Below are 23397 nucleotides of genomic sequence, written 5' to 3'. Positions count from 1 at the left end.
CGCAGCCTTCGGCAACTCCTACACCGATCTCCGTAGGAGCTGCCGCAGGCTGCGATCTTTTGATCTTTTGCACTATGCTGCCTTCTCGTTCCGGAGGGCCTTCGATGACTGATTTACTCACGTCCATTCAAGCCGCACTCGGCTTGCCTCACACCAAAATCGCCTTCACCTCGAGTGGCGCCCTGCCCTCGGCGTTTGCCGTCACCGACCTTGCCTGCGCCAGCATTGGCGCCGCCGGACAAGCCACCAGCGAACTGCTGCAGCAACACACCGGTCGCTTACCCAATCTTGAAGTCGACCGGCGTCTGGCCTCGTTCTGGTTCGCGACCTCGATCCGCCCGGTGGGCTGGAGCGTTCCACCGCTGTGGGATCCGGTCGCCGGGGACTATGCGGCCAAGGATGGCTGGATCCGCCTGCACACCAACGCCCCCCATCACCGTGCCGCTGCCGAAAAAGTGCTCGGCGCCTGTAGCGACCGTACGGCCATGGCCAGCAAGGTTGCTCAGTGGGCCAAATCCGATCTGGAACACGCCGTGGTCGATGCCGGCGGTTGCGCCGCCGAGATGCGAACCTGGACGCAATGGCAGGCCCATCCCCAGGGTCAAGCCGTGAACGCCGAACCGTTGATTCAATTCACCCCCAACAGCAGCCATGACACAAAACCGTGGCAAGGTTCGGTGGCGCAACCGCTGGCCGGGATCAAGGTGCTGGACCTGACCCGAGTGCTCGCCGGCCCGGTCGCCAGCCGGTTTCTGGCAGGTCTCGGCGCCGATGTGCTGCGTATCGACCCACCGACCTGGAACGAGCCGGGCGTGGTACCGGAAGTCACCCAGGGCAAACGCTGCGCGCGCCTGAACCTGCACGACAAGACCGATCGCGCCGTGTTCGAAAGCCTGCTCAAGGAGGCGGACATCTTGCTCCACGGCTACCGTGCCGATGCACTGGAACGCCTGGGTTACGGCATCGCTGATCGGCAGAAACTCGCTCCCGGCCTGATCGACGTCAGTCTTAACGCCTATGGCTGGAGCGGCCCGTGGCAGAACCGTCGCGGCTTCGACAGCCTGGTGCAGATGAGCAGCGGGATTGCCGAGGCCGGCATGCAATGGAAGAGCGCGGACAAGCCAGTGCCATTGCCGTTACAAGCGCTGGATCACGCCACCGGGTATTTGATGGCGGCCAGTGCGATCAGATTACTGGGACAGGGGGGATCCGCCCGGCTGTCGTTGGCGCGGACGGCGAAACTGTTGATCGAAGGTGGCGCCGCGACAAATGAACCGCTGCGGGCAGAGGATGACAACGATCAGGGCATGTTGGTCGAGCAGACGCCTTGGGGACCGGCGCATCGACTTCATGTTCCATTGAAGATCACGGGAACGCCGTTGCAGTGGGCACTTGCGGCGACCGAATTGGGTTCCCATCGCGCGCAGTGGTGGTGATCCTGAGAGAGTCATCGCGAGCAGGCTCGCTCCCACATTTTGACCGCCGCCTCACCTGTGCAAGCCTGCTCGCGATGAGGCCCGAACAGTCAGCACACCTATCGGATCAGCTCAGTCAGACCGACTCAGTGATGTCCAAAGAAGCTGAGCCGCATAACCCCGCCAAGGTCACCAGGCTTCAGCTCGCAACAGCAACTGCCGGGCCGTCACCGCGTCCCCCTCAAGCGCAGCCAACGCATGAATCAACCCCACATCCCCCGACGGAAACGCATCCCTCTCCCGCAACTGCCGCAACGGAATGTACTGCGCCGTCCAGTCGCCAATCCCGTGCAACGCCAGCAGCCGCGCAACACCGCCCTCCCGGCCGGGTTCAAACAACAACGGATCATCAAGCAACGCCTGAGCCACACCAGACAGCGTCCGGCCACGACTCTTCGGCATCCCCAGGGTCGCCAGATCCGCTGCGGCCAAAACCGCGGCATCAGGAAACACATGGGTCAACCCGGGCCGTGACGAATCCAGGGGCTCGCCATACTGCGCCACCAGTTTCCCCGCCAGTTTGATCGCCGCACTGACCGTAATCTGCTGACCCAACACCGCGCGAATCGCCAGCTCCAGACCGTCCCACGCCCCCGGCACCCGCAGCCCTGGACGCTCGGCAATCAACCGCGCCATCAACGGATCAACCGCCAGCTGCCGATGAATCGTTGCCAGATCAGCATCCAGATCAAACATCCGTCGCAGTCGCGTGACGATCTCGGGCACGGCGGTGCCATCAGGAAAATCCAGCGCCAACTCAAGGGAATCCGTCGCCACAGGCTTGATCGAAAACGTGCCGTGAACACCGTTCAAGCCAATGCTGCGCGAGTAGATACCGTCGACCACCGTTTCCATTCCAGCCACGGCCCGCGCCGACAAGAACCCCAGCATCGCCGGCCAGTCATAGGGCGGTTGGAAACCCAGCAACAACCTCACAACGACAGCAAGCCGCTGTACAACCCATACGCCGCCAGCCCGGCACCCGTGATGACACAGGTAAAAATCCCCTTCTCGAGATGAGTGAACAACGGTTCGCCCTGCTCATGTTTGGCCTTGGCGAACAGAATCACCCCCGGTGCATACAGCAACGCCGAGAGCAGCAGGTATTTCACCCCGCCGGCATACAACAGCCACACCGCGTAACACAGCGCAATGCCGCCGATCATCAGGTCCTTGGTCCGTTCAGCCGACGCGTGTTCGTAGGTTTCACCACGCCCGCTCAACAGCACGGCATAGGCCGCCGACCACAGGTAGGGCACCAGAATCATTGAGGAAGCGAGGTAGATCAGGCTGGTGTAAGTGCCGGCGGAAAACAGCGTGATCAGCAGGAATATCTGGATCATCACATTGGTCAGCCACAGCGCGTTGACTGGCACATGGTTGGCATTTTCCTTGGTGAGGAAGGCCGGCATGGTCTTGTCTTTTGCCGTGGCGAACAGGATTTCGGCGCACAGCAGCGCCCACGACAACAAGGCCCCCAGCAGCGAAACCGCCAGGCCGATACTGATCAACAACGCGCCCCAAGGGCCGACGATATGCTCCAGCACCGCCGCCAGCGACGGATTCTGCAACGTCGCCAGTTCGGGCTGGCTCATGATCCCCAGCGACAACACGTTCACCAACACCAGCAACGCCAGCACCCCGAGAAAACCGATGACCGTCGCCCGGCCGACGTTCGACCGTTTCTCGGCCCGGGCCGAATACACACTGGCGCCTTCGATGCCGATGAACACGAACACCGTCACCAGCATCATGTTGCGCACCTGGTCCATCACGCCGCCGAAATTCGGGTTGCTGCGACCCCAGATGTCCCGGGTAAAGATGTCAGCCTTGAAGGCCACGGCGGCAATGACGATGAACATGATCAGGGGCACGATCTTGGCGACAGTGGTCAGTTGATTGATGAACGTCGCTTCCTTGATCCCGCGCAGCACAAGGAAATGCACCGCCCACAGCAGGATCGAGGCGCAGCCGATGGCGATGGGGGTGTTGCCCTGGCCAAAGACCGGAAAGAAATAACCGAGGGTGCTGAACAGCAACACGAAGTAGCCGACGTTACCCAGCCAGGCACTGATCCAGTAACCCCAGGCGGATGAGAAACCCATGTAGTCACCGAACCCGGCCTTGGCGTAGGCATACACCCCGGAGTCCAGTTCCGGTTTGCGATTGGCCAGGGTCTGGAACACGAATGCCAGCGTCAACATCCCCACGGCGGTGATCGCCCAACCAATCAGCACCGCGCCGACATCGGCCCGGGCGGCCATGTTCTGCGGCAGGGAAAAGATCCCGCCGCCAATCATCGAGCCCACCACCAGGGCGATCAGCGCGCTCAGGCGAAGCTTTTGCGTCGGTTGCGACATTCCTGCGTCTCCCCTTCCCGGTGCAACCAGTGCCGCGAAACCGTCACATAGTTGGATTTAACTAAATAGATAAAGCGTAATAACGTTCATTAATTAAAGCCAATAAACCAATTTCATTTATAGCTGTTCAATCTATGGCCACTTGCCATTAAACAGTTTTGTGCGTCAATCCTGATAAATCAATTTTGTATTAAAAACCCATGTGAAAAATTTGCGAAAACGCAAAAACGAACTAGCTTCAAAACTCCAAGTGATATGCGTTATTCCTGCTTGATTTGGCCGAGGCTTCTGGAAAGGGCTTTTCCGACAATACCGTTATGCCCGGGAAAGATTCATAAGTCTTTCATTAACAATGGAATGTGCCCATGCACTGATCTAAGTCAGCTGATTGAAAAGCTAACAGAATTAATCTGTTGTCTCTCTTCTCCTGCATTGGAGTCATGCAATGTCTGAATCCCCCGGAAAACTAAAGCTGGGCGCGCTGGTTGCGTTGGTTGTCGGTTCAATGATCGGTGGCGGGATCTTTTCCCTGCCGCAGAACATGGCCGCCAGTGCCGACGTGGGCGCCGTGCTGATTGGCTGGGCCATTACGGCCGTCGGCATGCTCACCCTCGCATTCGTCTTCCAGACGCTGGCCAACCGCAAGCCTGACCTGGATGGCGGTGTTTACGCCTACGCCAAGGCCGGTTTCGGCGACTACATGGGTTTCTCATCCGCCTGGGGTTACTGGATCAGTGCCTGGTTGGGCAACGTCGGTTACTTCGTGCTGCTGTTCAGCACCCTCGGTTATTTCTTCCCGATCTTCGGCGAAGGCAACACCGTTGCCGCCGTGATCGGCGCGTCGGTGCTGCTTTGGGCGGTGCATTTCCTCGTACTGCGCGGGATCAAGGAAGCGGCGTTCATCAACCTGGTGACCACCGTCGCCAAGGTCGTGCCGCTGCTGTTGTTTGTGCTGATCGCGATTTTCGCGTTCAAACTGGACATCTTCACCGCGGACATCTGGGGCCTCAAAAACCCGGACCTGGGCAGCGTGATGAACCAGGTGCGCAACATGATGCTGGTCACCGTCTGGGTGTTCATCGGCATCGAAGGCGCGAGCATCTTCTCGGCCCGTGCGGAAAAACGCAGCGACGTCGGTAAAGCCACCGTGATCGGCTTTATCACCGTGCTGCTGTTCCTGGTGCTGGTGAACGTGCTGTCGCTGGGCATCATGACCCAACCGGAACTGGCCAAACTGCAGAACCCGTCGATGGCCGCGGTGCTTGAACACGTGGTCGGTCCATGGGGTGCGGCGTTGATCAGCGTCGGCCTGATCATCTCGTTGCTCGGGGCGCTGCTGTCGTGGGTACTGTTGTGTGCGGAGATCATGTTCGCCGCCGCCAAGGACCACACCATGCCGGCCTTCCTGCGCAAGGAAAACGCCAACCACGTGCCGGTCAACGCCTTGTGGCTGACCAACGCGATGGTCCAGGTGTTCCTGATCATCACCCTGTTTTCGGCCAGTACTTACCTGTCGCTGATCTACCTCGCCACCTCGATGATTCTGGTGCCGTACTTGTGGTCGGCGGCCTACGCGCTGCTGCTGGCGGTACGCGGCGAGAGTTATGAAAACGCCGTGGCCGAACGCAAGAAAGACCTGTTCATCGGTGCCGTCGCATTGATCTATGCGGTCTGGCTGATCTATGCCGGCGGCGTCAAATACCTGCTGCTGTCCGCCCTGCTCTATGCCCCCGGCGCGATCCTGTTCGCCAAGGCCAAGCTTGAAGTCAACAAACCGGTTTTCACCAACGTCGAGAAGCTGATTTTCGCCGCAGTGGTCGTGGGCGCCCTGGTGGCGGCCTACGGGCTCTATGACGGCTTCCTGACCCTGTAACACCTGAGTGTTTTGTCATCTGGAGGATCACTGTAATGACCACGGAAAAAGTTAAGTACGGCGTACATTCCGAAGCCGGCAAACTGCGCAAAGTCATGGTTTGCTCCCCAGGACTGGCCCATCAGAGGCTGACCCCGAACAACTGTGACGAGCTGCTTTTCGATGACGTGCTGTGGGTCGCCCAAGCCAAGCGTGACCATTTCGACTTCGTCACCAAAATGCGTGAACGCAACATCGATGTGCTGGAAATGCACAACCTGCTGACCGACATCGTTGCCATCCCTGAAGCGCTCGACTGGATTCTGGAGCGCAAGATCACTGCCAATTCGGTCGGCCTCGGCCTGGTCAACGAAACCGGTTCCTGGCTGCGCAGCCTGGAGCCTCGCAAGATCGCCGAATTCCTGATTGGCGGCGTCTCCGCCGATGACCTGCCGGACAGCTTCGGCGGCAAGACCATTCAGATGTTCCGCGAATTTCTCGGTCATTCCAGCTTCATCTTGCCGCCGCTGCCCAACACCCAGTTCACCCGCGACACCACCTGCTGGATCTACGGTGGCGTGACGCTGAACCCGATGTACTGGCCGGCGCGCCGTCAGGAAACCTTGCTGGCCACCGCCATCTACAAATTCCATCCGCAGTTCACCAACGCCGACTTTGAAATCTGGTACGGCGACCCGGATCAGGAACATGGCAACTCGACGCTGGAAGGTGGCGACGTGATGCCGATCGGTAACGGTGTGGTGTTGATCGGCATGGGCGAACGCTCGTCCCGCCAAGCCATCGGCCAATTGGCAGTGAACCTGTTCAAGAACAAAGCCGTCGAGAAAGTAATCGTCGCCGGCCTGCCGAAGTCCCGCGCCGCGATGCACCTGGACACCGTGTTCAGCTTCTGCGACCGCGACCTGGTGACCATCTTCCCGGAAGTGGTGAACCAGATCGTCGCCTTCACCCTGCGCCCTGACGAAAGCAAACCGGGCGGCATCGACATCCGCCGCGAAGAAACCAACTTCCTCGACACCGTGGCCAAGGCCCTCAACCTGAAAGCGTTGCGCGTCGTCGAAACCGGCGGCAACAGCTTCGCCGCCGAACGCGAGCAATGGGACGACGGCAACAACGTGGTGGCCGTGGAGCCCGGCGTGGTGATCGGCTACGACCGCAACACCTACACCAACACCCTGCTGCGCAAGGCCGGTGTGGAAGTCATCACCATCAGCGCCGGCGAACTGGGACGCGGGCGTGGCGGCGGCCACTGCATGACCTGCCCGATCATCCGCGACCCGATCGACTATTAATTCTTGTGCCCTGCTTCGCACTTATAAGGCGCGAAGCAGGCGGATAACCGAAACCAAAGGAGATCCAATCATGGCTTTCAATATGCGTAACCGCAGCCTGCTCTCGCTGATGCACCACACCACTCGCGAGCTGCACTACCTGCTGGACCTGTCCCGCGACCTCAAACGCGCCAAATACACCGGCACCGAGCGTCCGCACCTGCAAGGCAAGAACATCGCGCTGATCTTCGAAAAAACCTCGACCCGCACCCGTTGCGCCTTCGAGGTCGCGGCCCACGACCAAGGCGCCCACGTCACCTACATCGACCCGGTGTCGTCGCAGATCGGCCACAAGGAAAGCATGAAAGACACCGCCCGGGTGCTGGGGCGGATGTTCGATGCCATCGAGTACCGTGGCTTCGAACAGGAAATCGTCGAAGAACTGGCCAAGTTCGCCGGCGTACCGGTGTTCAACGGCCTGACCGCTGAATTCCACCCGACACAAATGATCGCCGACACCCTGACCATGCGCGAACACAGCGACAAGCCGCTGCATGACATCAGCTACGCCTACCTCGGCGACGCCCGCTACAACATGGGCAATTCGCTGCTGATGATCGGCGCCAAACTGGGCATGGACGTGCGCATCGCCGCACCGAAGGCGCTGTGGCCACACGCCGATTTCATCGCCCAGTGCAAAACCTTCGCTGAAGACAGCGGCGCACGCATCACCATCACCGAAGACCCGAACGAAGCGGTCAAGGGTGTGGACTTCATTCACACCGATATTTGGGTGTCGATGGGTGAACCGGTGGAAGCGTGGGACGAGCGCATCGAGCAACTGCTGCCGTACCAGGTCAACGCCAAAATGATGAAAGCTTCAGGCAACCCGCGTGTGAAATTCATGCACTGTTTGCCGGCGTTCCACAACAGCGAAACCAAGGTTGGCAAGGACATCGCCGCGCGGTATCCGCACCTGGCCAATGGCGTCGAAGTGACGGAAGAAGTCTTCGAATCGCCGGCCAACATCGCCTTCGAGCAAGCGGAAAACCGCATGCACACCATCAAGGCGATCCTGGTGTCGGCGTTGGCGGATATCTAAGGCTGAACATTTGTTCATGATCTGACCCTGTAGGAGCTGCCGAAGGCTGCGATCTTTTGATCTTGATCTTTTTCAAGCCATTGAAGATCAACAGCAAGATCAACAGATCGCAGCCTTCGGCAGCTCCTACAGGGGATCACCGAAACTCTGAAAGGACTGCATTATGCGTATCGTCGTTGCTCTGGGCGGTAACGCCCTGCTCCGCCGTGGTGAACCCATGACCGCGGACAATCAACGCGCCAACATCCGGATCGCCACCGAACAGATCGCCAAGGTCTATCCCGGCAACCAACTGGTGATTGCCCACGGCAATGGTCCGCAAGTCGGCCTGCTGTCGCTGCAAGCGGCGGCCTACACCTCGGTTTCGCCGTACCCGCTGGACGTGCTCGGTGCCGAAACCGAAGGCATGATCGGCTACATCATCGAACAGGAACTGGGCAACCTGCTGGATTTCGAAGTGCCGTTCGCCACCCTCCTGACCCAGGTCGAAGTCGACGCCAATGACCCGGCGTTCCAGAACCCCACCAAACCCATCGGCCCGGTCTACACCAAGGCCGAAGCGGAAAAACTCGCCGCCGAAAAAGGTTGGGCGATTGCCCCGGACGGCGACAAATTCCGGCGCGTGGTCGCCAGCCCCAGGCCGAAACGCATTTTCGAAATCCGCCCGATCAAGTGGTTGCTGGAAAAAGGCAGCATCGTGATCTGTGCCGGCGGTGGCGGCATTCCGACGATGTACGGCGCCCACGGCAAGCTGCAAGGCGTGGAAGCGGTGATCGACAAGGACCTGTGCTCGGCACTATTGGCCGAACAGCTGGACAGTGAATTGCTGGTGATCGCCACCGACGTCAACGCCGCCTTCATCGACTTCGGCAAACCGACCCAGAAAGCCATCGCCCAGGCTCACCCGGACGAAATGGAAAAGCTCGGCTTCGCCGCAGGCTCCATGGGACCGAAGGTTCAGGCGGCCTGCGAGTTCGCGCGCCATACTGGAAAAACCGCGGTGATCGGTTCACTCTCGGACATCGAAGCGATTGTCCAGGGCAAGGCCGGCACGCGTATCAGTACGGCGAAACCTGGCATCAGCTATCTATAAAAAGAAACTCCGGGGCAGATTGTAAGGTCTGCCCTTCTCCAATGCCTTCGAAGGAGAAACGCCAATGGCAACGTTCGAACCCGGCCATCTGCACATCGAGCGCCACGCGCTGACCCCGGATGATGTCAACTACAACGTGCACCTCGACTATGAGGTCACGCAGGATCCCAAGAAAGGCAAAGGGATGCTGTTCACCATGCACGGCAGCATGCAGGGAAAGGACGTGAAGGAGACCTTTTTTCTGCCCAGGGAGGAGGCTTACAACTTCGCCAACAATGTGACGAAAATCGCCGAACAATACGGAATTCCGAAAACACACAGCCAGATCGGCTCGGTTCATAAGCATTACGATTTGATGTTTGAAGACATCCGGAAGCAGTTGGACATGAAATCCGGCGACCCGATAAACCTCGAGAACTTCGAATAACCCACGCCCCCCTTGTGGGAGCGAGCCTGCTCGCGAAGGCGGTGTGACAGTGAACATCAACGTCAACTGACACACCGCCTTCGCGAGCAGGCTCGCTCCCACAGGGATCACCGATGCCCTGAAATCCCGCGCAGGATTTCACCATTGGCCCGCCCCAAGGCATACTTGCCACCCTCCGCACCCCAGAACCCAATACTGTCCCATGCGTATCCACGTCAGCTTCATCGACCGCGTCGGCATTACCCAGGAAGTCCTGGCCTTGCTCGGTGGGCGCAATCTCAATCTGGATGCGGTGGAAATGGTGCCGCCCAACGTCTATATAGACGCCCCGACCCTGAGCCCGGAAGTCCTCGAAGAGCTGCGCGATGCCCTGTTCAGTGTGCGCGGCGTGCAAGCGGTGACGGTGGTCGACATCCTGCCCGGCCAGCGCCGGCATTTGCAGTTGGACGCGCTGCTCGCGGCCATGACCGACCCGGTGCTGGCCCTGGACAGCAACGGCAAGGTGTTGCTGGCCAACCCGGCATTGATCGCCCTGTACGGTCGCGAACCGGCGGGCGAAAGCGTCGCTGATCTGTTTGCCGATCCGGCGCTGCTCGACACGCTGCTCGAAAACGGCTTCCGCTTGCCGCTGCGCGAGATCACCGTCAACGGCCAGACCCTGCTGCTCGACGCCACCCCGATCACCGATGCCGGCGCCCTGCTGACGCTGTATCTACCGAACCGCATCGGCGAACGCCTCTCGGCCCTGCACCACGATCACGCCGAAGGTTTCGATGCACTGCTGGGCGAGTCCCCGGCGATTCGTACACTCAAGGCCCGCGCCCAGCGAGTGGCGGCCCTCGATGCGCCGTTGTTGATCCAGGGCGAAACCGGCACCGGCAAAGAACTGGTGGCCCGCGCCTGCCATGCCATCAGTGCCCGACACAGCTCGCCATTCCTGGCGCTGAACTGCGCGGCATTGCCGGAGAACCTTGCCGAAAGCGAACTGTTCGGCTACGCCCCCGGCGCCTTCACCGGCGCGCAACGGGGTGGCAAACCGGGGCTGATGGAACTGGCCAACCAGGGCACGGTGTTTCTCGATGAGATCGGCGAGATGTCGCCGTACTTGCAGGCGAAATTGCTGCGTTTCCTCAACGACGGCAGCTTCCGTCGCGTCGGTGGTGATCGTGAGGTCAAGGTCAATGTGCGGATCCTCAGCGCGACCCACCGGGATCTGGAAAAAATGGTCAGCGAGGGTTCGTTCCGCGAAGACCTGTTCTATCGCCTCAACGTCCTGAACGTCGAAGTTCCGCCACTGCGCGAGCGCGGCCAGGACATCCTGCTGCTGGCCCGCTACTTCATGCAGCAGGCTTGCGCGCAGATTCAGCGACCGGTTTGTCGCCTGGCACCGGGCACCTACCCGGCATTGCTGGGTAACCGCTGGCCGGGCAATGTGCGGCAACTGCAAAACGTGATCTTCCGCGCCGCGGCGATTTGCGAAAGCAGCCTGGTGGACATCGGCGACCTCGACATCGCCGGCACCTCCGTGGCGCGCCAGAGCGACAGCGAAGTCGACAGCCTGGAGCAGGCGATGGAAGAGTTCGAGAAAACCCTGCTGGAAAAACTCTACGTCAGCTACCCCTCGACCCGCCAACTGGCCAGCCGCCTGCAAACCTCCCACACCGCCATCGCCCATCGGTTGCGCAAGTACGGCATTCCCAATAAGCCGTGAGGCTGAGAATACAATCTCGTTACCAACACAAAATCACTGTGTGCGAGCCTGCTCGCGATGGGGCACTGCCAGTTGGTATTAATGACGACTGACACACTGCTATCGCGAGCACGCTCGCTCCCACAGGTTTTGTGTCCGGCCTGACAACCTCTTCAAAAACGACCTCCATCTGTACTGAAAGCGCTACAGCGGAACGATATCGCTCCACCCTCCCCTGATCACCGCTGTGCAAGGCTTTGATCCACCTAGGCTTTTTTCTTTGCCTCAAGCTGTAGCGATTTCGCTACAGCCATTCAATTCCCGCCTTCTACCACAACACATAAATAATTGATTTATAACAATAAAATAATATTGGCCGCGATTTTGCTAAGTAACCCCCCATAAAACAGGGCTTTTGCCCCTGCATTCAATCGCGTCCACCAGACGAGTCTGCCCCCCCCCCCTTAGGAGTTTCCATGAGCGAGTTGCGTTTTACTGAAGATCACGAATGGCTGCGCACTGAAGCTGACGGCACCGTCACAGTCGGCATCACCGCTTTCGCGCAGAACGCACTGGGCGACGTGGTTTTCGTACAACTGCCAGAGCTGCAGTCCTACGACAAAGGCGCAGAAGCCGCCACCGTGGAATCGGTAAAAGCCGCCAGCGGCGTGTACATGCCACTCGATGGTGAAGTGCTGGAAGTCAACCCGGCGCTGGACAGCAGCCCTGAACTGGTCAACGAAGATCCGCTGGGCGAAGGCTGGTTCTTCCGCTTCCAGCCTGCCGACGCTTCGGCTGTTGCCAAACTGCTGGATCAAGACGCCTACGACCGTCTGATCAAAGCCAACGCCGAAGCCTGAGGAGCGCCCACATGACTCAAGTAAACCTGAACACTGCCAACGAATTCATCGCGCGCCACATCGGCCCGCGTTCCGGCGACGAGCAAGCCATGCTCAACAGCCTCGGTTTTGATTCCCTGGAGGCCCTGAGCGCCAGCGTCATCCCGGAAAGCATCAAGGGCACCAGCGTCCTCGGCATGGACGACGGCCTGAGCGAAGCCGACGCACTGGCGTTGATCAAAGGCATCGCCGCCAAGAACCAACTGTTCAAGACTTACATCGGCCAGGGCTACTACGGCACTCATACGCCGTCGCCGATCCTGCGCAACCTGCTGGAAAACCCGGCCTGGTACACCGCTTACACCCCGTACCAGCCAGAAATTTCCCAGGGCCGTCTTGAAGCGCTGCTGAACTTCCAGACCCTGATCAGCGACCTGACCGGTCTGCCGATCGCCAACGCATCCCTGCTGGACGAAGCCACCGCCGCCGCCGAAGCGATGACCTTCTGCAAACGCCTGAGCAAGAACAAAGGCAGCCACGCGTTCTTCGCCTCCGTGCATTGCCACCCACAAACCCTCGACGTACTGCGCACCCGTGCCGAGCCTCTGGGCATCGACGTGGTGGTTGGCGACGAACGCGAACTGACTGACGTCAGCGCGTTCTTTGGCGCCCTGCTGCAATACCCGGCGAGCAACGGCGACGTATTTGATTACCGCGAACTGACCGAACGCTTCCACGCCGCCAACGCTCTGGTGGCTGTTGCTGCCGACCTGCTGGCCCTGACCGTGCTGACCCCGCCGGGCGAATTCGGTGCCGACGTGGCCATTGGCAGCGCGCAACGCTTCGGCGTCCCGCTGGGCTTCGGTGGCCCGCACGCGGCGTACTTCTCCACCAAGGATGCGTTCAAGCGCGACATGCCGGGCCGTCTGGTCGGTGTGTCCGTGGACCGTTTCGGCAAGCCGGCCCTGCGCCTGGCCATGCAGACCCGCGAGCAACATATCCGCCGCGAGAAGGCCACCAGCAACATCTGCACCGCCCAGGTCCTGTTGGCCAACATCGCCAGCATGTACGCCGTGTACCACGGCCCGAAAGGCCTGACGCAGATCGCCAACCGCATTCATCACCTGACCGCGATCCTGGCCAAAGGCTTGAGCGCGCTGGGTCTGACCGTCGAACAAGAAAGCTTCTTCGACACGCTGACGGTTAAAACCGGCGCGCAAACGGCTGCGTTGCACGACAAGGCTCGCGCTCAGAAGATCAACCTGCGCGTGGTCGATGGCGAGCGCCTGGGCCTGTCCCTCGACGAAACCACCAGCCAGGCCGACGTTGAAACCCTATGGAGCCTGCTGGCCGACGGCAAAGCGCTACCGGACTTCGCTGCATTGGCCGCGAACGTTGCAAGCACCATCCCGGCAGCACTGGTTCGCCAATCGCCGATCCTCAGCCACCCGGTGTTCAACCGTTATCACTCGGAAACCGAGCTGATGCGCTACCTGCGCAAGCTTGCCGACAAGGACCTGGCCCTGGATCGCACCATGATCCCGCTGGGTTCCTGCACCATGAAACTCAACGCCGCCAGCGAAATGATCCCGGTGACCTGGGCTGAATTCGGTGCCCTGCACCCGTTCGCCCCGGCCGAGCAAAGCGCCGGCTACCAGCAACTGACCGATGAACTGGAAGCGATGCTGTGCGCCGCTACTGGCTACGACTCGATCTCGCTGCAACCGAACGCCGGTTCGCAAGGTGAATACGCCGGCCTGTTGGCGATTCGCGCCTATCACCAGAGCCGTGGCGAAGACCGTCGCGACATCTGCCTGATCCCCTCGTCCGCCCACGGCACCAACCCGGCCACCGCCAACATGGCTGGCATGCGCGTTGTAGTGACCGCGTGCGACGCCCGCGGCAACGTTGACATCGAAGACCTGCGCGCCAAGGCCATCGAGCACCGCGAACACCTCGCCGCGCTGATGATCACTTACCCGTCGACCCACGGCGTGTTCGAAGAAGGCATTCGCGAAATCTGCGGCATCATTCATGACAATGGCGGTCAGGTGTACATCGACGGCGCCAACATGAATGCCATGGTCGGTCTGTGCGCACCGGGCAAGTTCGGCGGCGACGTGTCCCACCTGAACCTGCACAAAACCTTCTGCATCCCCCACGGTGGTGGCGGCCCGGGCGTCGGCCCGATTGGCGTCAAGTCACACCTGACCCCGTTCCTGCCGGGACACGCGCAGATGGAACGCAAAGAAGGCGCGGTCTGTGCCGCACCGTTCGGCAGCGCAAGCATTCTGCCAATCACCTGGATGTACATTCGGATGATGGGTGGCGCGGGTCTCAAGCGCGCTTCGCAACTGGCGATCCTCAATGCCAACTACATTTCCCGTCGCCTCGAAGAGCACTACCCAGTGCTGTACACCGGCAGCAACGGTCTGGTGGCGCACGAATGCATCCTCGATCTGCGCCCGTTGAAAGACAGCAGCGGCATCAGCGTCGATGACGTTGCCAAGCGCCTGATCGACTTCGGCTTCCACGCCCCGACCATGTCGTTCCCGGTGGCTGGCACGCTGATGATCGAGCCGACCGAAAGCGAATCCAAGGAAGAACTGGACCGTTTCTGCGACGCCATGATCCGCATCCGCGAAGAAATCCGCGCGGTGGAAAACGGCACCCTGGACAAGGACGACAACCCACTGAAAAACGCCCCGCACACCGCGGCGGAAATCGTTGGCGAGTGGACCCACCCGTACAGCCGTGAGCAAGCGGTGTACCCGGTTGCGTCGCTGATCGAAGGCAAGTACTGGCCACCGGTCGGTCGCGTCGACAACGTCTTCGGCGATCGCAACCTGGTTTGCGCTTGCCCGTCGATCGAAAGCTACGCTTAAACCAGTGAAGGGGCGAGCTCACTCGCCCCTCTCCAGAACACCGCATCCCCTGTAGGAGCTGCCGAGTAAAACGAGGCTGCGATCTTTTGATCTTCATCAAGAGCAAGATCAAAAGATCGCAGCCTTCGGCAGCTCCTACACAAAGCATCTCCCGTGATATTTGCGCCTATAACAAGAAACCGGAGAACAACCATGTCGTTAAGCGTGTTCGACCTGTTCAAGATTGGCATCGGCCCCTCCAGTTCCCACACCGTCGGCCCGATGCGTGCCGCTGCACGTTTCGTCGAAGGTTTGCGCCGCGAAGGGCTGCTGACTGCAACCACCTGCGTCAAGGTTGAGCTCTATGGCTCGCTCGGCGCCACCGGCAAAGGCCACGGCAGCGACAAGGCTGTGTTGCTCGGCCTGGAAGGCGAACACCCGGACACCGTGAATACCGAAACCGTCGCCGCCCGTCTGCAAGAGATTCGCGGCAATGGTCGTTTGAACCTGCTCGGCGAACACAGCATTGCGTTCAACGAGAAAGAACACCTGGCAATGATCCGCAAACCGTTGGCCTATCACCCCAACGGCATGATTTTTCGCGCGTTCGATGCCGCCGGCCTGCAAATCCGCAGCCGCGAGTATTACTCGGTCGGCGGTGGCTTCGTGGTCGATGAAGACGCCGCCGGCGCCGACCGCATTGTCGAAGATGCTACGCCGCTGACGTTCCCGTTCAAAAGCGCCAAGGACCTGCTCGGCCACTGCACCACCTACGGTTTGTCGATCAGTCAGGTGATGCTGACCAACGAAAGTGCCTGGCGCCCGGAAGCGGAAACCCGCGCCGGTCTGCTGAAGATCTGGCAAGTGATGCAGGATTGTGTCGACGCCGGTTGTCGCAACGAAGGCATCCTGCCGGGCGGTTTGAAGGTCAAACGCCGGGCGGCGGCGCTGCATCGGCAACTGTGCAAGAACCCGGAGTCGTCGTTGCGCGACCCGCTGTCGGTGCTGGACTGGGTCAACCTGTACGCCCTGGCGGTCAACGAAGAAAACGCCAACGGCGGTCGCGTCGTCACTGCCCCCACTAACGGTGCGGCGGGGATCGTCCCGGCGGTGTTGCATTACTACATGCGCTTCATCCCCGGCGCCAATGAAGACGGCGTCGTGCGGTTTCTGCTGACGGCTGCGGCCATCGGTATTCTCTATAAAGAAAACGCCTCGATCTCCGGCGCCGAAGTCGGCTGCCAGGGTGAGGTCGGCGTCGCCTGTTCCATGGCGGCCGGCGCCTTGTGCGAAGTCCTTGGCGGCACCGTGCAGCAAGTGGAAAACGCCGCCGAAATCGGCATGGAACACAACCTCGGCCTGACCTGTGACCCGATCGGCGGGCTGGTGCAAGTGCCTTGCATCGAGCGCAACGCCATGGGTTCGGTGAAAGCCATCAATGCGGTGCGCATGGCCCTGCGCGGCGACGGTCAGCACTTCGTCTCCCTCGACAAGGTCATCCGCACCATGCGCCAGACCGGCGCCGACATGAAAAGCAAATACAAGGAAACCGCCCGTGGCGGTTTGGCGGTCAACATTATCGAGTGCTGATGTGCGCTCATCTGCACCATTTTTCAGGAGCTGAATATGTCCACCGAACAGTTGTCGAAAACCCCGTTGCACGCACTGCACATCGAATTGGGCGCACGCATGGTGCCATTCGCCGGCTATGACATGCCGGTGCAATACCCGCTGGGCGTGATGAAAGAACACCAGCACACCCGTGATCAGGCCGGGTTGTTCGATGTCTCGCACATGGGCCAGATCCGCCTGACCGGCGCCAATGCCGCCAAGGCCCTGGAAACCCTGGTGCCGGTGGACATCATCGACCTGCCGGTGGGCATGCAGCGCTACGCGATGTTCACCAACGAGACTGGCGGTATCCTCGACGACTTGATGGTCGCCAACCTGGGTAACGACGAGCTGTTCCTGGTGGTCAACGCCGCCTGCAAGGATCAGGACCTGGCGCACCTGCAAAAGCATATCGGCGGGCAATGCACCATCGAGCCGCTGTTCGAAGAGCGTGCACTTCTGGCATTGCAAGGTCCGGCCGCGGTCACCGTGCTCGCACGCCTCGCCCCTGAAGTGGCGAAGATGACTTTCATGCAGTTCACTCGCGTGAAACTGCTGGGCGTGGACTGCTTCGTCAGCCGTTCGGGCTACACCGGTGAAGACGGTTTCGAAATTTCCGTGCCGGCCGCCAGCGCCGAAGCCCTGGCTCGTGCGCTGTTGGCCGAACCGGAAGTGGCGGCCATCGGCCTCGGCGCGCGCGACTCCCTGCGCCTGGAAGCCGGCCTGTGCCTCTACGGCCACGACATGAACACCGAGACCTCCCCGATCGAGGCGAGCCTGTTGTGGGCCATCTCCAAGCCTCGCCGTGCCGATGGCGCGCGGGCCGGCGGCTTCCCTGGCGCTGAAACCGTGTTTGCTCAGCAGCAGGCCGGGGTCAGCCGCAAGCGCGTCGGCTTGCTGCCGCAGGAACGGACTCCGGTGCGTGAAGGCGCAGAAATCGTCAACGAAGCGGGCGATATCATCGGTACTGTTTGCAGCGGTGGTTTCGGGCCGACCCTCGGCGGTCCTCTGGCCATGGGTTATCTGGACAGCGCCTACATCGCCATCGACACGCCGGTATGGGCGATCGTTCGTGGGAAAAAGGTGCCTTTGCTTGTAAGCAAAATGCCATTTGTCCCACAACGCTACTATCGTGGCTGATTGACTGTTTCTATAAGTAACGCGGTTGCGTTAAACGTGCACTAATGTGTAACGCAACCGCCATAAAACAGTGCATGTCTTTGACTGTAAGCTTCGATTATGAACGTTGCTTATAACGATCGAAAACAATTCAACAGCGCCAGTGAATAAGACCGCTCTAGTGGACCGGCTAGTGCCAGCAACCCGAGCAAAACCGGGCCTCCCGCAGGGCTTGTTTTTTCTCCCGTAGTTGGCGTAGAGTTTGTTCACTGTGTTTGCATGGGTCGCTTGGAATCGTGACCTGGGCAGTAGCCTACAAGTTAGCTACATCCCGTTCGACGTCTTCTTACTCTCCTGCAACCAGCCCCAGTACTCTTTCACGAGAAAGAGACTGCCATTAATTTTAGCGTCAAAGGAAATAAGAAATGTCCCAACGTCAGAGCGGTACCGTCAAGTGGTTTAACGACGAGAAAGGTTTTGGTTTTATCACTCCAGAAAGCGGTCCGGATCTGTTCGTACATTTCCGCGCTATTCAGGGCAACGGCTTCAAGAGCCTGAAAGAAGGCCAGAAAGTGACTTTCGTCGCTGTGCAAGGCCAGAAAGGCATGCAGGCTGACGAAGTCCAGGCAGAAGCTTAATCTTCTGTAACGAAAAAGCCCCTGATGCTGACATCAGGGGCTTTTTTGTGCGCGTAAATCCGTAAAATGGCTTCTTTTTCCACCGAGAGCCCTGCCATGTCGAAACACCTGCTTACTCCCCAGGGCGAATTTCCTGCCGCTGGCCTGGGTCGTCGTCTGGCAGCGATGTTTTATGACTTCCTGTTGTGCACCGCCCTGCTGATCGTCACCAGCGGCATTTACAAGATGATTCAGATGGCGATAATCGGCGAAGACAAAATGCGTACCCTGACGGAAGCCGGCGCACTGGACGGTGACCCCTTGCTGTCGACGGTGCTGCTGTTCGTGTTGTTCGGCTTTTTCGCCAAGTTCTGGACCTGGTCCGGCCAGACCCTGGGCATGCAGGTCTGGTGCATCCGCGTGCAAAACGCCGACGGCTCATCCATCAGTCTGTGGCAGGCGCTGCTGCGCTTTGTGGTGTCGATCGCATCCTTGCTGTGTGTGGGTCTTGGGTTCATCTGGTCGCTGTTCGACAAGCAGAAACGCAGCTGGCATGACATGTATTCCAATACCCAGCTGGTCCGCATTCCAAAGAAAACCAAATAACGCCCACAAAAAAAAGATCGCAGCCTTCGGCAGCCCCTACACGGTTCTATGTGTACCTGTAGGAGCTGCCGAAGGCTGCGATCTTTTGATCTTACTTTTAAGCGTTCCCGGCCAATTTCATCCGCGCAGCCTGCGTAAAGTCGAGCATGCGCTTCAACGGCCTGATCGCCTGCGGGATCAACGCCGGGTCGACAAAGATCTCGTTAGTCCCTTCCTTCAAGCTCTTCAGCGTGCGCTCAAGCGTGTTCATCGCCATCCACGGGCAATGTGCGCAACTGCGGCACGCTGCACCGTTACCGGCCGTTGGCGCTTCGATGAAGACCTTGTCCGGGCACAGCTGCTGCATCTTGTAGAAGATGCCGCGGTCGGTGGCGACTATGAACGTCTTGTTCGGCAGGCTCTGCGCCGCCGCAATCAGCTGGCTGGTGGAACCGACGGCATCCGCCAGCTCGATCACTGATGTCGGCGACTCCGGGTGCACCAGAATCGCTGCGTCCGGGTACAGCGCCTTCATGTCTTCGAGCTGCTTGGATTTGAACTCTTCGTGAACGATGCAGGCACCGTCCCACAACAGCATGTCTGCGCCGGTCTTGCGCTGAATATAAGTGCCCAAATGCTTGTCCGGGGCCCAGATGATCGTTTCGCCGTTGTCCATCAGGCTTTCGACGATCTCCAGCGCGCAGCTTGAAGTCACGACCCAATCCGCACGGGCTTTGACTGCCGCCGAGGTGTTGGCATACACCACGACGGTACGTTCCGGGTGCTGATCGCAGAACGCCGAGAACTCGTCCACCGGGCAACCCAGATCCAGCGAGCAGGTCGCTTCCAGGGTCGGCATCAGCACGCGTTTTTCAGGATTGAGGATTTTGGCCGTCTCGCCCATGAACTTCACACCGGCGACCACCACGGTCTTGGCCGGGTGAGCGTTGCCGAAGCGGGCCATCTCCAGCGAGTCGGAGACGCAACCACCGGTTTCTTCGGCCAGGGCCTGAATGACCGGATCGCAATAGAAGTGAGCAACCAGCACCGCATCCTGAGCCTTGAGCTCGGCGGCGATGGCGGTACGGTAATAAGCCTCTTCCTCGGCGGTCAGCGGCTTGGGCTGCTTGGCGTCGAGGTGGGCCTGGACCAGAAGGCGTTCGGAAATTTGCGTCATGTTCGCAAGACCTGCGGGCGCTTTCGCGCGAAAGTCGAGTATACACCCGGCTCCGGACCCTTCAGGGTACCGCCGGGAGAGTGAGTATTCATCAGGCACGGACAGCGTTGAAGCTGCGCAAGGCTACAGAATATCCGGTGGATGCAAAAGATGATTCTGACCTGCGTCACGCAGTGCAGCCCCGGACTGAAGGAAGCTCAAATCGCGGGCAAAAAAAAATCCGGAAATCCTCACTTGCGTGGGCCTTCCAGACTTTTAAAACTGCTACAAAAATGGTGGGTCGTGTGGGATTCGAACCTACGACCAATTGGTTAAAAGCCAACTGCTCTACCAACTGAGCTAACGACCCGCTGTGTGGTGGCGCGTATAATACTGATTTTTAAAGGTTATTCAACACCTTATTTGAAATAAATCAGAAATAAGGTGTTGGGTCAGTGATTCCGGCCGCCGCAAAGCCTTCCGCACGCAGTCGGCAGCTATCGCATTTGCCGCACGCGTGGCCGTTATCGTCAGCCTGATAGCAGGAAACGGTGAGCCCGTAGTCGACGCCCAGTTTCACGCCTGCCTGGACGATCTGCGCCTTGCTCAGGTTCTGCAGTGGTGCCTGAATCCGGAAGCCATTCCCTTCTACACCGGCCTTGGTCGCCAGGTTAGCCATGCGTTCGAAGGCCTCGATGAACTCGGGACGGCAGTCCGGATAACCGGAGTAGTCCACGGCGTTCACACCAATAAAGATGTCACGCGCGCCCAGCACTTCAGCCCAACCGAGGGCCAGGGACAGAAACACAGTGTTACGCGCGGGCACGTAAGTCACCGGGATGCCTTCGCTCGGCGCCTCAGGTACGTCAATGGAACTGTCAGTCAGCGCCGAGCCACCGATGCCGTTCAGGTTCAGACCGATCACCTTATGCTCGATCACACCCAGATCTCGTGCAACGCGCTCGGCGGCATTCAGTTCGGCGCGGTGACGCTGACCGTAGTCGAAGCTCATGGTGTAGCAGCTGTAGCCTTCCGCACGGGCCATGGCCACGACAGTCGCCGAGTCCAGGCCGCCGGACAGCAGGATGACCGCTCGTTTTTCAGCAGTGTTCAGTTGTTCAGTCATATCAGCGCCCCGGCTCGTCATTCCAAAGATATTTATGCAGCTGCAATTGCAGGCGCACCGGCAGGTTGTCCGCCACCACCCAGTCCGCCAGATCCCGTGCATTGAGGTCATGGTGACTTGGCGAGAACAGGACTTCGCCGGCACGCTGATCCAGACCGTACTGGATCAGCTTGGAAACGGCCCAGTCATAGTCTTCCCGCGAGCAGATGACAAACTTCACCTGATCGTTGGGCGTGAGCAATTCAATGTTCTCGTAGCGGTTGCGATGCGCTTCTTTCGAGCCTGGGGTTTTCAGGTCGACGACGCGACTGACCCGGGAATCTACCGCCGAGATGTCGAGAGCACCACTGGTTTCCAGTGACACTTCGTAACCGGCGTCACACAACTGCTTGAGCAATGGGATGGAGTTGGGTTGTGCCAGCGGCTCGCCGCCAGTGACACAGACATAACGCGGACGGAAACCGGCCACTTGCTCGAGAATGTCGTCGAGCGGGCGAATGGTGCCGCCAGAAAACGCGTAGGCGCTGTCGCAGTATTGGCAACGCAACGGGCAACCGGTCAGGCGCACAAAAACAGTGGGCAGCCCGGCAGTCCGCGTTTCACCCTGCAACGAGTAGAAAACTTCGGTGATTCTCAATGTGTCTTGCATAGTCGCCACGGGCGTAACAGCTAAACAGGCTGTCCGCCTCCGTCAGGCACTTCAAGGAACCCCGTCAATGCGCAGATCCCAAAAAGCGTGTTTCATAAAAAGGGCGTGAATTCTAACGAAAAAACCCGCGGCAAGCGCGGGTTTCTTCGAAACAGGTCAAGCAGGCTTACATGCGCTGCAGATCACGCTGGGCCAGTTGAGCGGCGGAAGTGCCCGGATATTGGGACACGACCTGCTGCAGAATGCCTTTGACCTTGTCGGGATGACCGAGGCGGCGCTCTACATCAGCGAGCTTGTACAGCGAATCAGGCACTTTTGCGTGCTTTGGGTACAGCTGCGAAACCTTGGCGAATGCTTGACCTGCACCTTGCAGATCGCCTTTTGCCAGGTTGACTTCGCCCAACCAGTACTGGGCGTTGCCCGCGTATTGGCTGTTCGGGTATTTGCGCAGGAAAGCGGCGAAAGCCTGACTGGCCTTGTCGAAATCCTTGGCTTTGATCAGGTCGAAGGCTGCATCGTAATACAGTTTTTCCTTCGCCGGATCAGCCGGTTCGCTACCCGCGGCGGGTGATTGAGCGGCTGCCCCTGCACCTGCGCCTGCTGCTGCACCGGGGGCGTTGAGATCGCCACCGGTGGGAGAATTCTCAGGAGTCGCGGCTGGTGCAACGCCGGTTCCTATGCGCCGATCAAGATCCTGATATCGCTCCAGGCTCTCTTGCTTCATGCGCGCTACATCATTTTGCAGAACTTCGATGATGCCTTGTTGGCGCGAGATCTGCTCCTGCATCGATTGCAGTTGGTTGAACAGCTCGCCCTGTGCCGAGACAGGGGCCGAAACCCCTCCCCCGGCATAGGCGCCGTTCGTACCGTAACCCGCAGGCGGATAACTACTCCCGCTATTGTTATAGCCGGAGTTGTCCTCGACCACAGGAACCGCAGCCCACACCGCAAGCGGTGCGAGACTGAGAGCCAAAACAGTTACAGCACGACGGCACGTTCGCATGACGAATTACTTACGCAGTTCGACGCGACGGTTTTGAGCCCAGGACTGCTCGTCGTTACCGGTAGCAACTGGACGCTCTTCGCCGTAGGAAACCAGTTCCAGCTGAGCAGGGGAAACACCTTGCAGTACCAGGTAGCGCTGAACGGCTTTCGCACGACGCTCGCCCAGTGCCATGTTGTACTCACGAGTACCACGTTCGTCGGTGTTGCCTTCCAGAACAACGCGAGCGCCGTTTGCTTTCAGGTCTTTGGCGTGAACGTCCAGAGCGCGCATGGCTTCTGGCTTCAGGTCCGAGCTGTCGTATTCGAAGTAGAAGGTGGTGATTGCGCGCAGAGCAGCTTCTTCGCTCAGGGAGCCATCAACGGCACCAGTGTTAGCGCCGTAACCAGCGTTTGGATCAACAGCGCCTTCACCGGCGTTATCGCCGCCTTTGGACGAGCAACCTACAGCTACAGCCATGGCCAGAGCCAGCGCAGCAAATTTACCAAACTTCAGCATTTCCATCGTGAAACTCCTAATGAACCCCAGTGTGTTAAG

General features: G+C 59.6%; 20 protein-coding genes and 1 tRNA gene. 13 read left to right on the top strand and 8 right to left on the bottom strand.

The window, feature by feature from the left end; translation table 11 throughout:
- Window positions 1–104: 104 nt before the first annotated feature.
- A complete protein-coding gene (locus ACYZUD_RS30545) occupies window positions 105–1436 on the top strand; it encodes a CoA transferase (protein ID WP_462021525.1) in 1332 nt (443 codons plus the stop codon).
- 168 nt (window positions 1437–1604) lie between these two features.
- Here the strand turns inward: ACYZUD_RS30545 and ACYZUD_RS30540 are convergent, their stop codons facing one another.
- Window positions 1605–2411 carry a DNA-3-methyladenine glycosylase family protein gene (locus tag ACYZUD_RS30540; RefSeq protein ID WP_462021524.1) on the bottom strand — a complete coding sequence of 269 codons (807 nt, stop codon included), beginning with the start codon at window positions 2409–2411 and terminating at the stop codon, window positions 1605–1607.
- Window positions 2408–3835 (bottom strand): arginine-ornithine antiporter, encoded by a 1428-nt coding sequence (gene arcD / locus ACYZUD_RS30535; RefSeq protein ID WP_462021523.1) that lies wholly within the window; start codon window positions 3833–3835, stop codon window positions 2408–2410. Before arcD (ACYZUD_RS30535) ends, ACYZUD_RS30540 begins: the two co-directional genes overlap by 4 nt.
- 445 nt (window positions 3836–4280) lie before the next feature.
- Between arcD (ACYZUD_RS30535) and arcD (ACYZUD_RS30530) the strand changes: the two genes are divergently transcribed.
- The 12 genes from arcD (ACYZUD_RS30530) to ACYZUD_RS30475 all read left to right on the top strand — a co-directional run bounded on the left by arcD (ACYZUD_RS30530) (window position 4281) and on the right by ACYZUD_RS30475 (window position 18947).
- Window positions 4281–5708 carry an arginine-ornithine antiporter gene (gene arcD / locus ACYZUD_RS30530; protein ID WP_462021522.1) on the top strand — a complete coding sequence of 476 codons (1428 nt, stop codon included), beginning with the start codon at window positions 4281–4283 and terminating at the stop codon, window positions 5706–5708.
- 35 nt (window positions 5709–5743) lie between these two features.
- Window positions 5744–7000: an arginine deiminase gene (arcA, locus tag ACYZUD_RS30525; RefSeq protein ID WP_462021521.1), complete on the top strand. Its 1257-nt coding sequence runs from the start codon at window positions 5744–5746 to the stop codon at window positions 6998–7000.
- A gap of 70 nt (window positions 7001–7070) precedes the next feature.
- The gene (locus tag ACYZUD_RS30520) at window positions 7071–8081 is read left to right on the top strand and encodes an ornithine carbamoyltransferase (RefSeq protein ID WP_462021520.1); all 1011 of its coding nucleotides are present in this window, start codon (window positions 7071–7073) and stop codon (window positions 8079–8081) included.
- A 163-nt stretch (window positions 8082–8244) separates the two neighbouring features.
- The gene (gene arcC, locus ACYZUD_RS30515) at window positions 8245–9174 is read left to right on the top strand and encodes a carbamate kinase (RefSeq protein ID WP_462021519.1); all 930 of its coding nucleotides are present in this window, start codon (window positions 8245–8247) and stop codon (window positions 9172–9174) included.
- 64 nt (window positions 9175–9238) lie between these two features.
- The gene (locus ACYZUD_RS30510) at window positions 9239–9601 is read left to right on the top strand and encodes a DUF5064 family protein (protein ID WP_462021518.1); all 363 of its coding nucleotides are present in this window, start codon (window positions 9239–9241) and stop codon (window positions 9599–9601) included.
- 202 nt (window positions 9602–9803) lie between these two features.
- Window positions 9804–11312, top strand: coding sequence for a sigma-54-dependent transcriptional regulator (locus tag ACYZUD_RS30505; RefSeq protein ID WP_462021517.1), 1509 nt, complete (start codon window positions 9804–9806; stop codon window positions 11310–11312).
- Between the two features lie 455 nt (window positions 11313–11767).
- The gene (gene gcvH, locus ACYZUD_RS30500; protein WP_084318989.1) at window positions 11768–12151 is read left to right on the top strand and encodes a glycine cleavage system protein GcvH; all 384 of its coding nucleotides are present in this window, start codon (window positions 11768–11770) and stop codon (window positions 12149–12151) included.
- 11 nt (window positions 12152–12162) lie between these two features.
- Window positions 12163–15015, top strand: a complete 2853-nt coding sequence (gene gcvP, locus ACYZUD_RS30495; protein ID WP_462021516.1) for an aminomethyl-transferring glycine dehydrogenase — start codon at window positions 12163–12165, stop codon at window positions 15013–15015.
- A gap of 192 nt (window positions 15016–15207) precedes the next feature.
- The gene (locus tag ACYZUD_RS30490; RefSeq protein WP_462021515.1) at window positions 15208–16584 is read left to right on the top strand and encodes an L-serine ammonia-lyase; all 1377 of its coding nucleotides are present in this window, start codon (window positions 15208–15210) and stop codon (window positions 16582–16584) included.
- A gap of 36 nt (window positions 16585–16620) precedes the next feature.
- Window positions 16621–17745 carry a glycine cleavage system aminomethyltransferase GcvT gene (gene gcvT, locus ACYZUD_RS30485; RefSeq protein WP_462021514.1) on the top strand — a complete coding sequence of 375 codons (1125 nt, stop codon included), beginning with the start codon at window positions 16621–16623 and terminating at the stop codon, window positions 17743–17745.
- Between the two features lie 404 nt (window positions 17746–18149).
- Window positions 18150–18362, top strand: a complete 213-nt coding sequence (locus tag ACYZUD_RS30480) for a cold-shock protein (protein ID WP_003175786.1) — start codon at window positions 18150–18152, stop codon at window positions 18360–18362.
- Window positions 18363–18458: 96 nt separating this feature from the next.
- Window positions 18459–18947, top strand: a complete 489-nt coding sequence (locus ACYZUD_RS30475; RefSeq protein WP_462021513.1) for an RDD family protein — start codon at window positions 18459–18461, stop codon at window positions 18945–18947.
- A 97-nt stretch (window positions 18948–19044) separates the two neighbouring features.
- On the opposite strand, the gene nadA is transcribed toward ACYZUD_RS30475, so the two are convergent.
- The 6 genes from nadA to pal form a co-directional block, all read right to left on the bottom strand.
- Complete coding sequence (gene nadA, locus ACYZUD_RS30470; protein WP_462021512.1) at window positions 19045–20103, bottom strand: quinolinate synthase NadA; 1059 nt, start codon at window positions 20101–20103, stop codon at window positions 19045–19047.
- Between the two features lie 273 nt (window positions 20104–20376).
- A tRNA-Lys gene (locus ACYZUD_RS30465) sits at window positions 20377–20452 on the bottom strand.
- Window positions 20453–20515: 63 nt separating this feature from the next.
- On the bottom strand, window positions 20516–21208 hold the full coding sequence (queC, locus tag ACYZUD_RS30460; protein ID WP_462021511.1) for a 7-cyano-7-deazaguanine synthase QueC: 693 nt from the start codon (window positions 21206–21208) through the stop codon (window positions 20516–20518).
- A gap of 1 nt (window position 21209) precedes the next feature.
- Window positions 21210–21857 (bottom strand): 7-carboxy-7-deazaguanine synthase QueE, encoded by a 648-nt coding sequence (queE, locus tag ACYZUD_RS30455; protein WP_462021510.1) that lies wholly within the window; start codon window positions 21855–21857, stop codon window positions 21210–21212.
- 166 nt (window positions 21858–22023) lie between these two features.
- Complete coding sequence (ybgF, locus tag ACYZUD_RS30450; RefSeq protein WP_462021509.1) at window positions 22024–22860, bottom strand: tol-pal system protein YbgF; 837 nt, start codon at window positions 22858–22860, stop codon at window positions 22024–22026.
- A gap of 6 nt (window positions 22861–22866) precedes the next feature.
- A complete protein-coding gene (gene pal, locus ACYZUD_RS30445; RefSeq protein WP_003178634.1) occupies window positions 22867–23364 on the bottom strand; it encodes a peptidoglycan-associated lipoprotein Pal in 498 nt (165 codons plus the stop codon).
- Window positions 23365–23397 lie beyond the last annotated feature (33 nt).

It is taken from the genome of Pseudomonas sp. XS1P51 (assembly GCF_054897845.1).
This window is presented reverse-complemented; position numbering and strand designations above follow the sequence as displayed.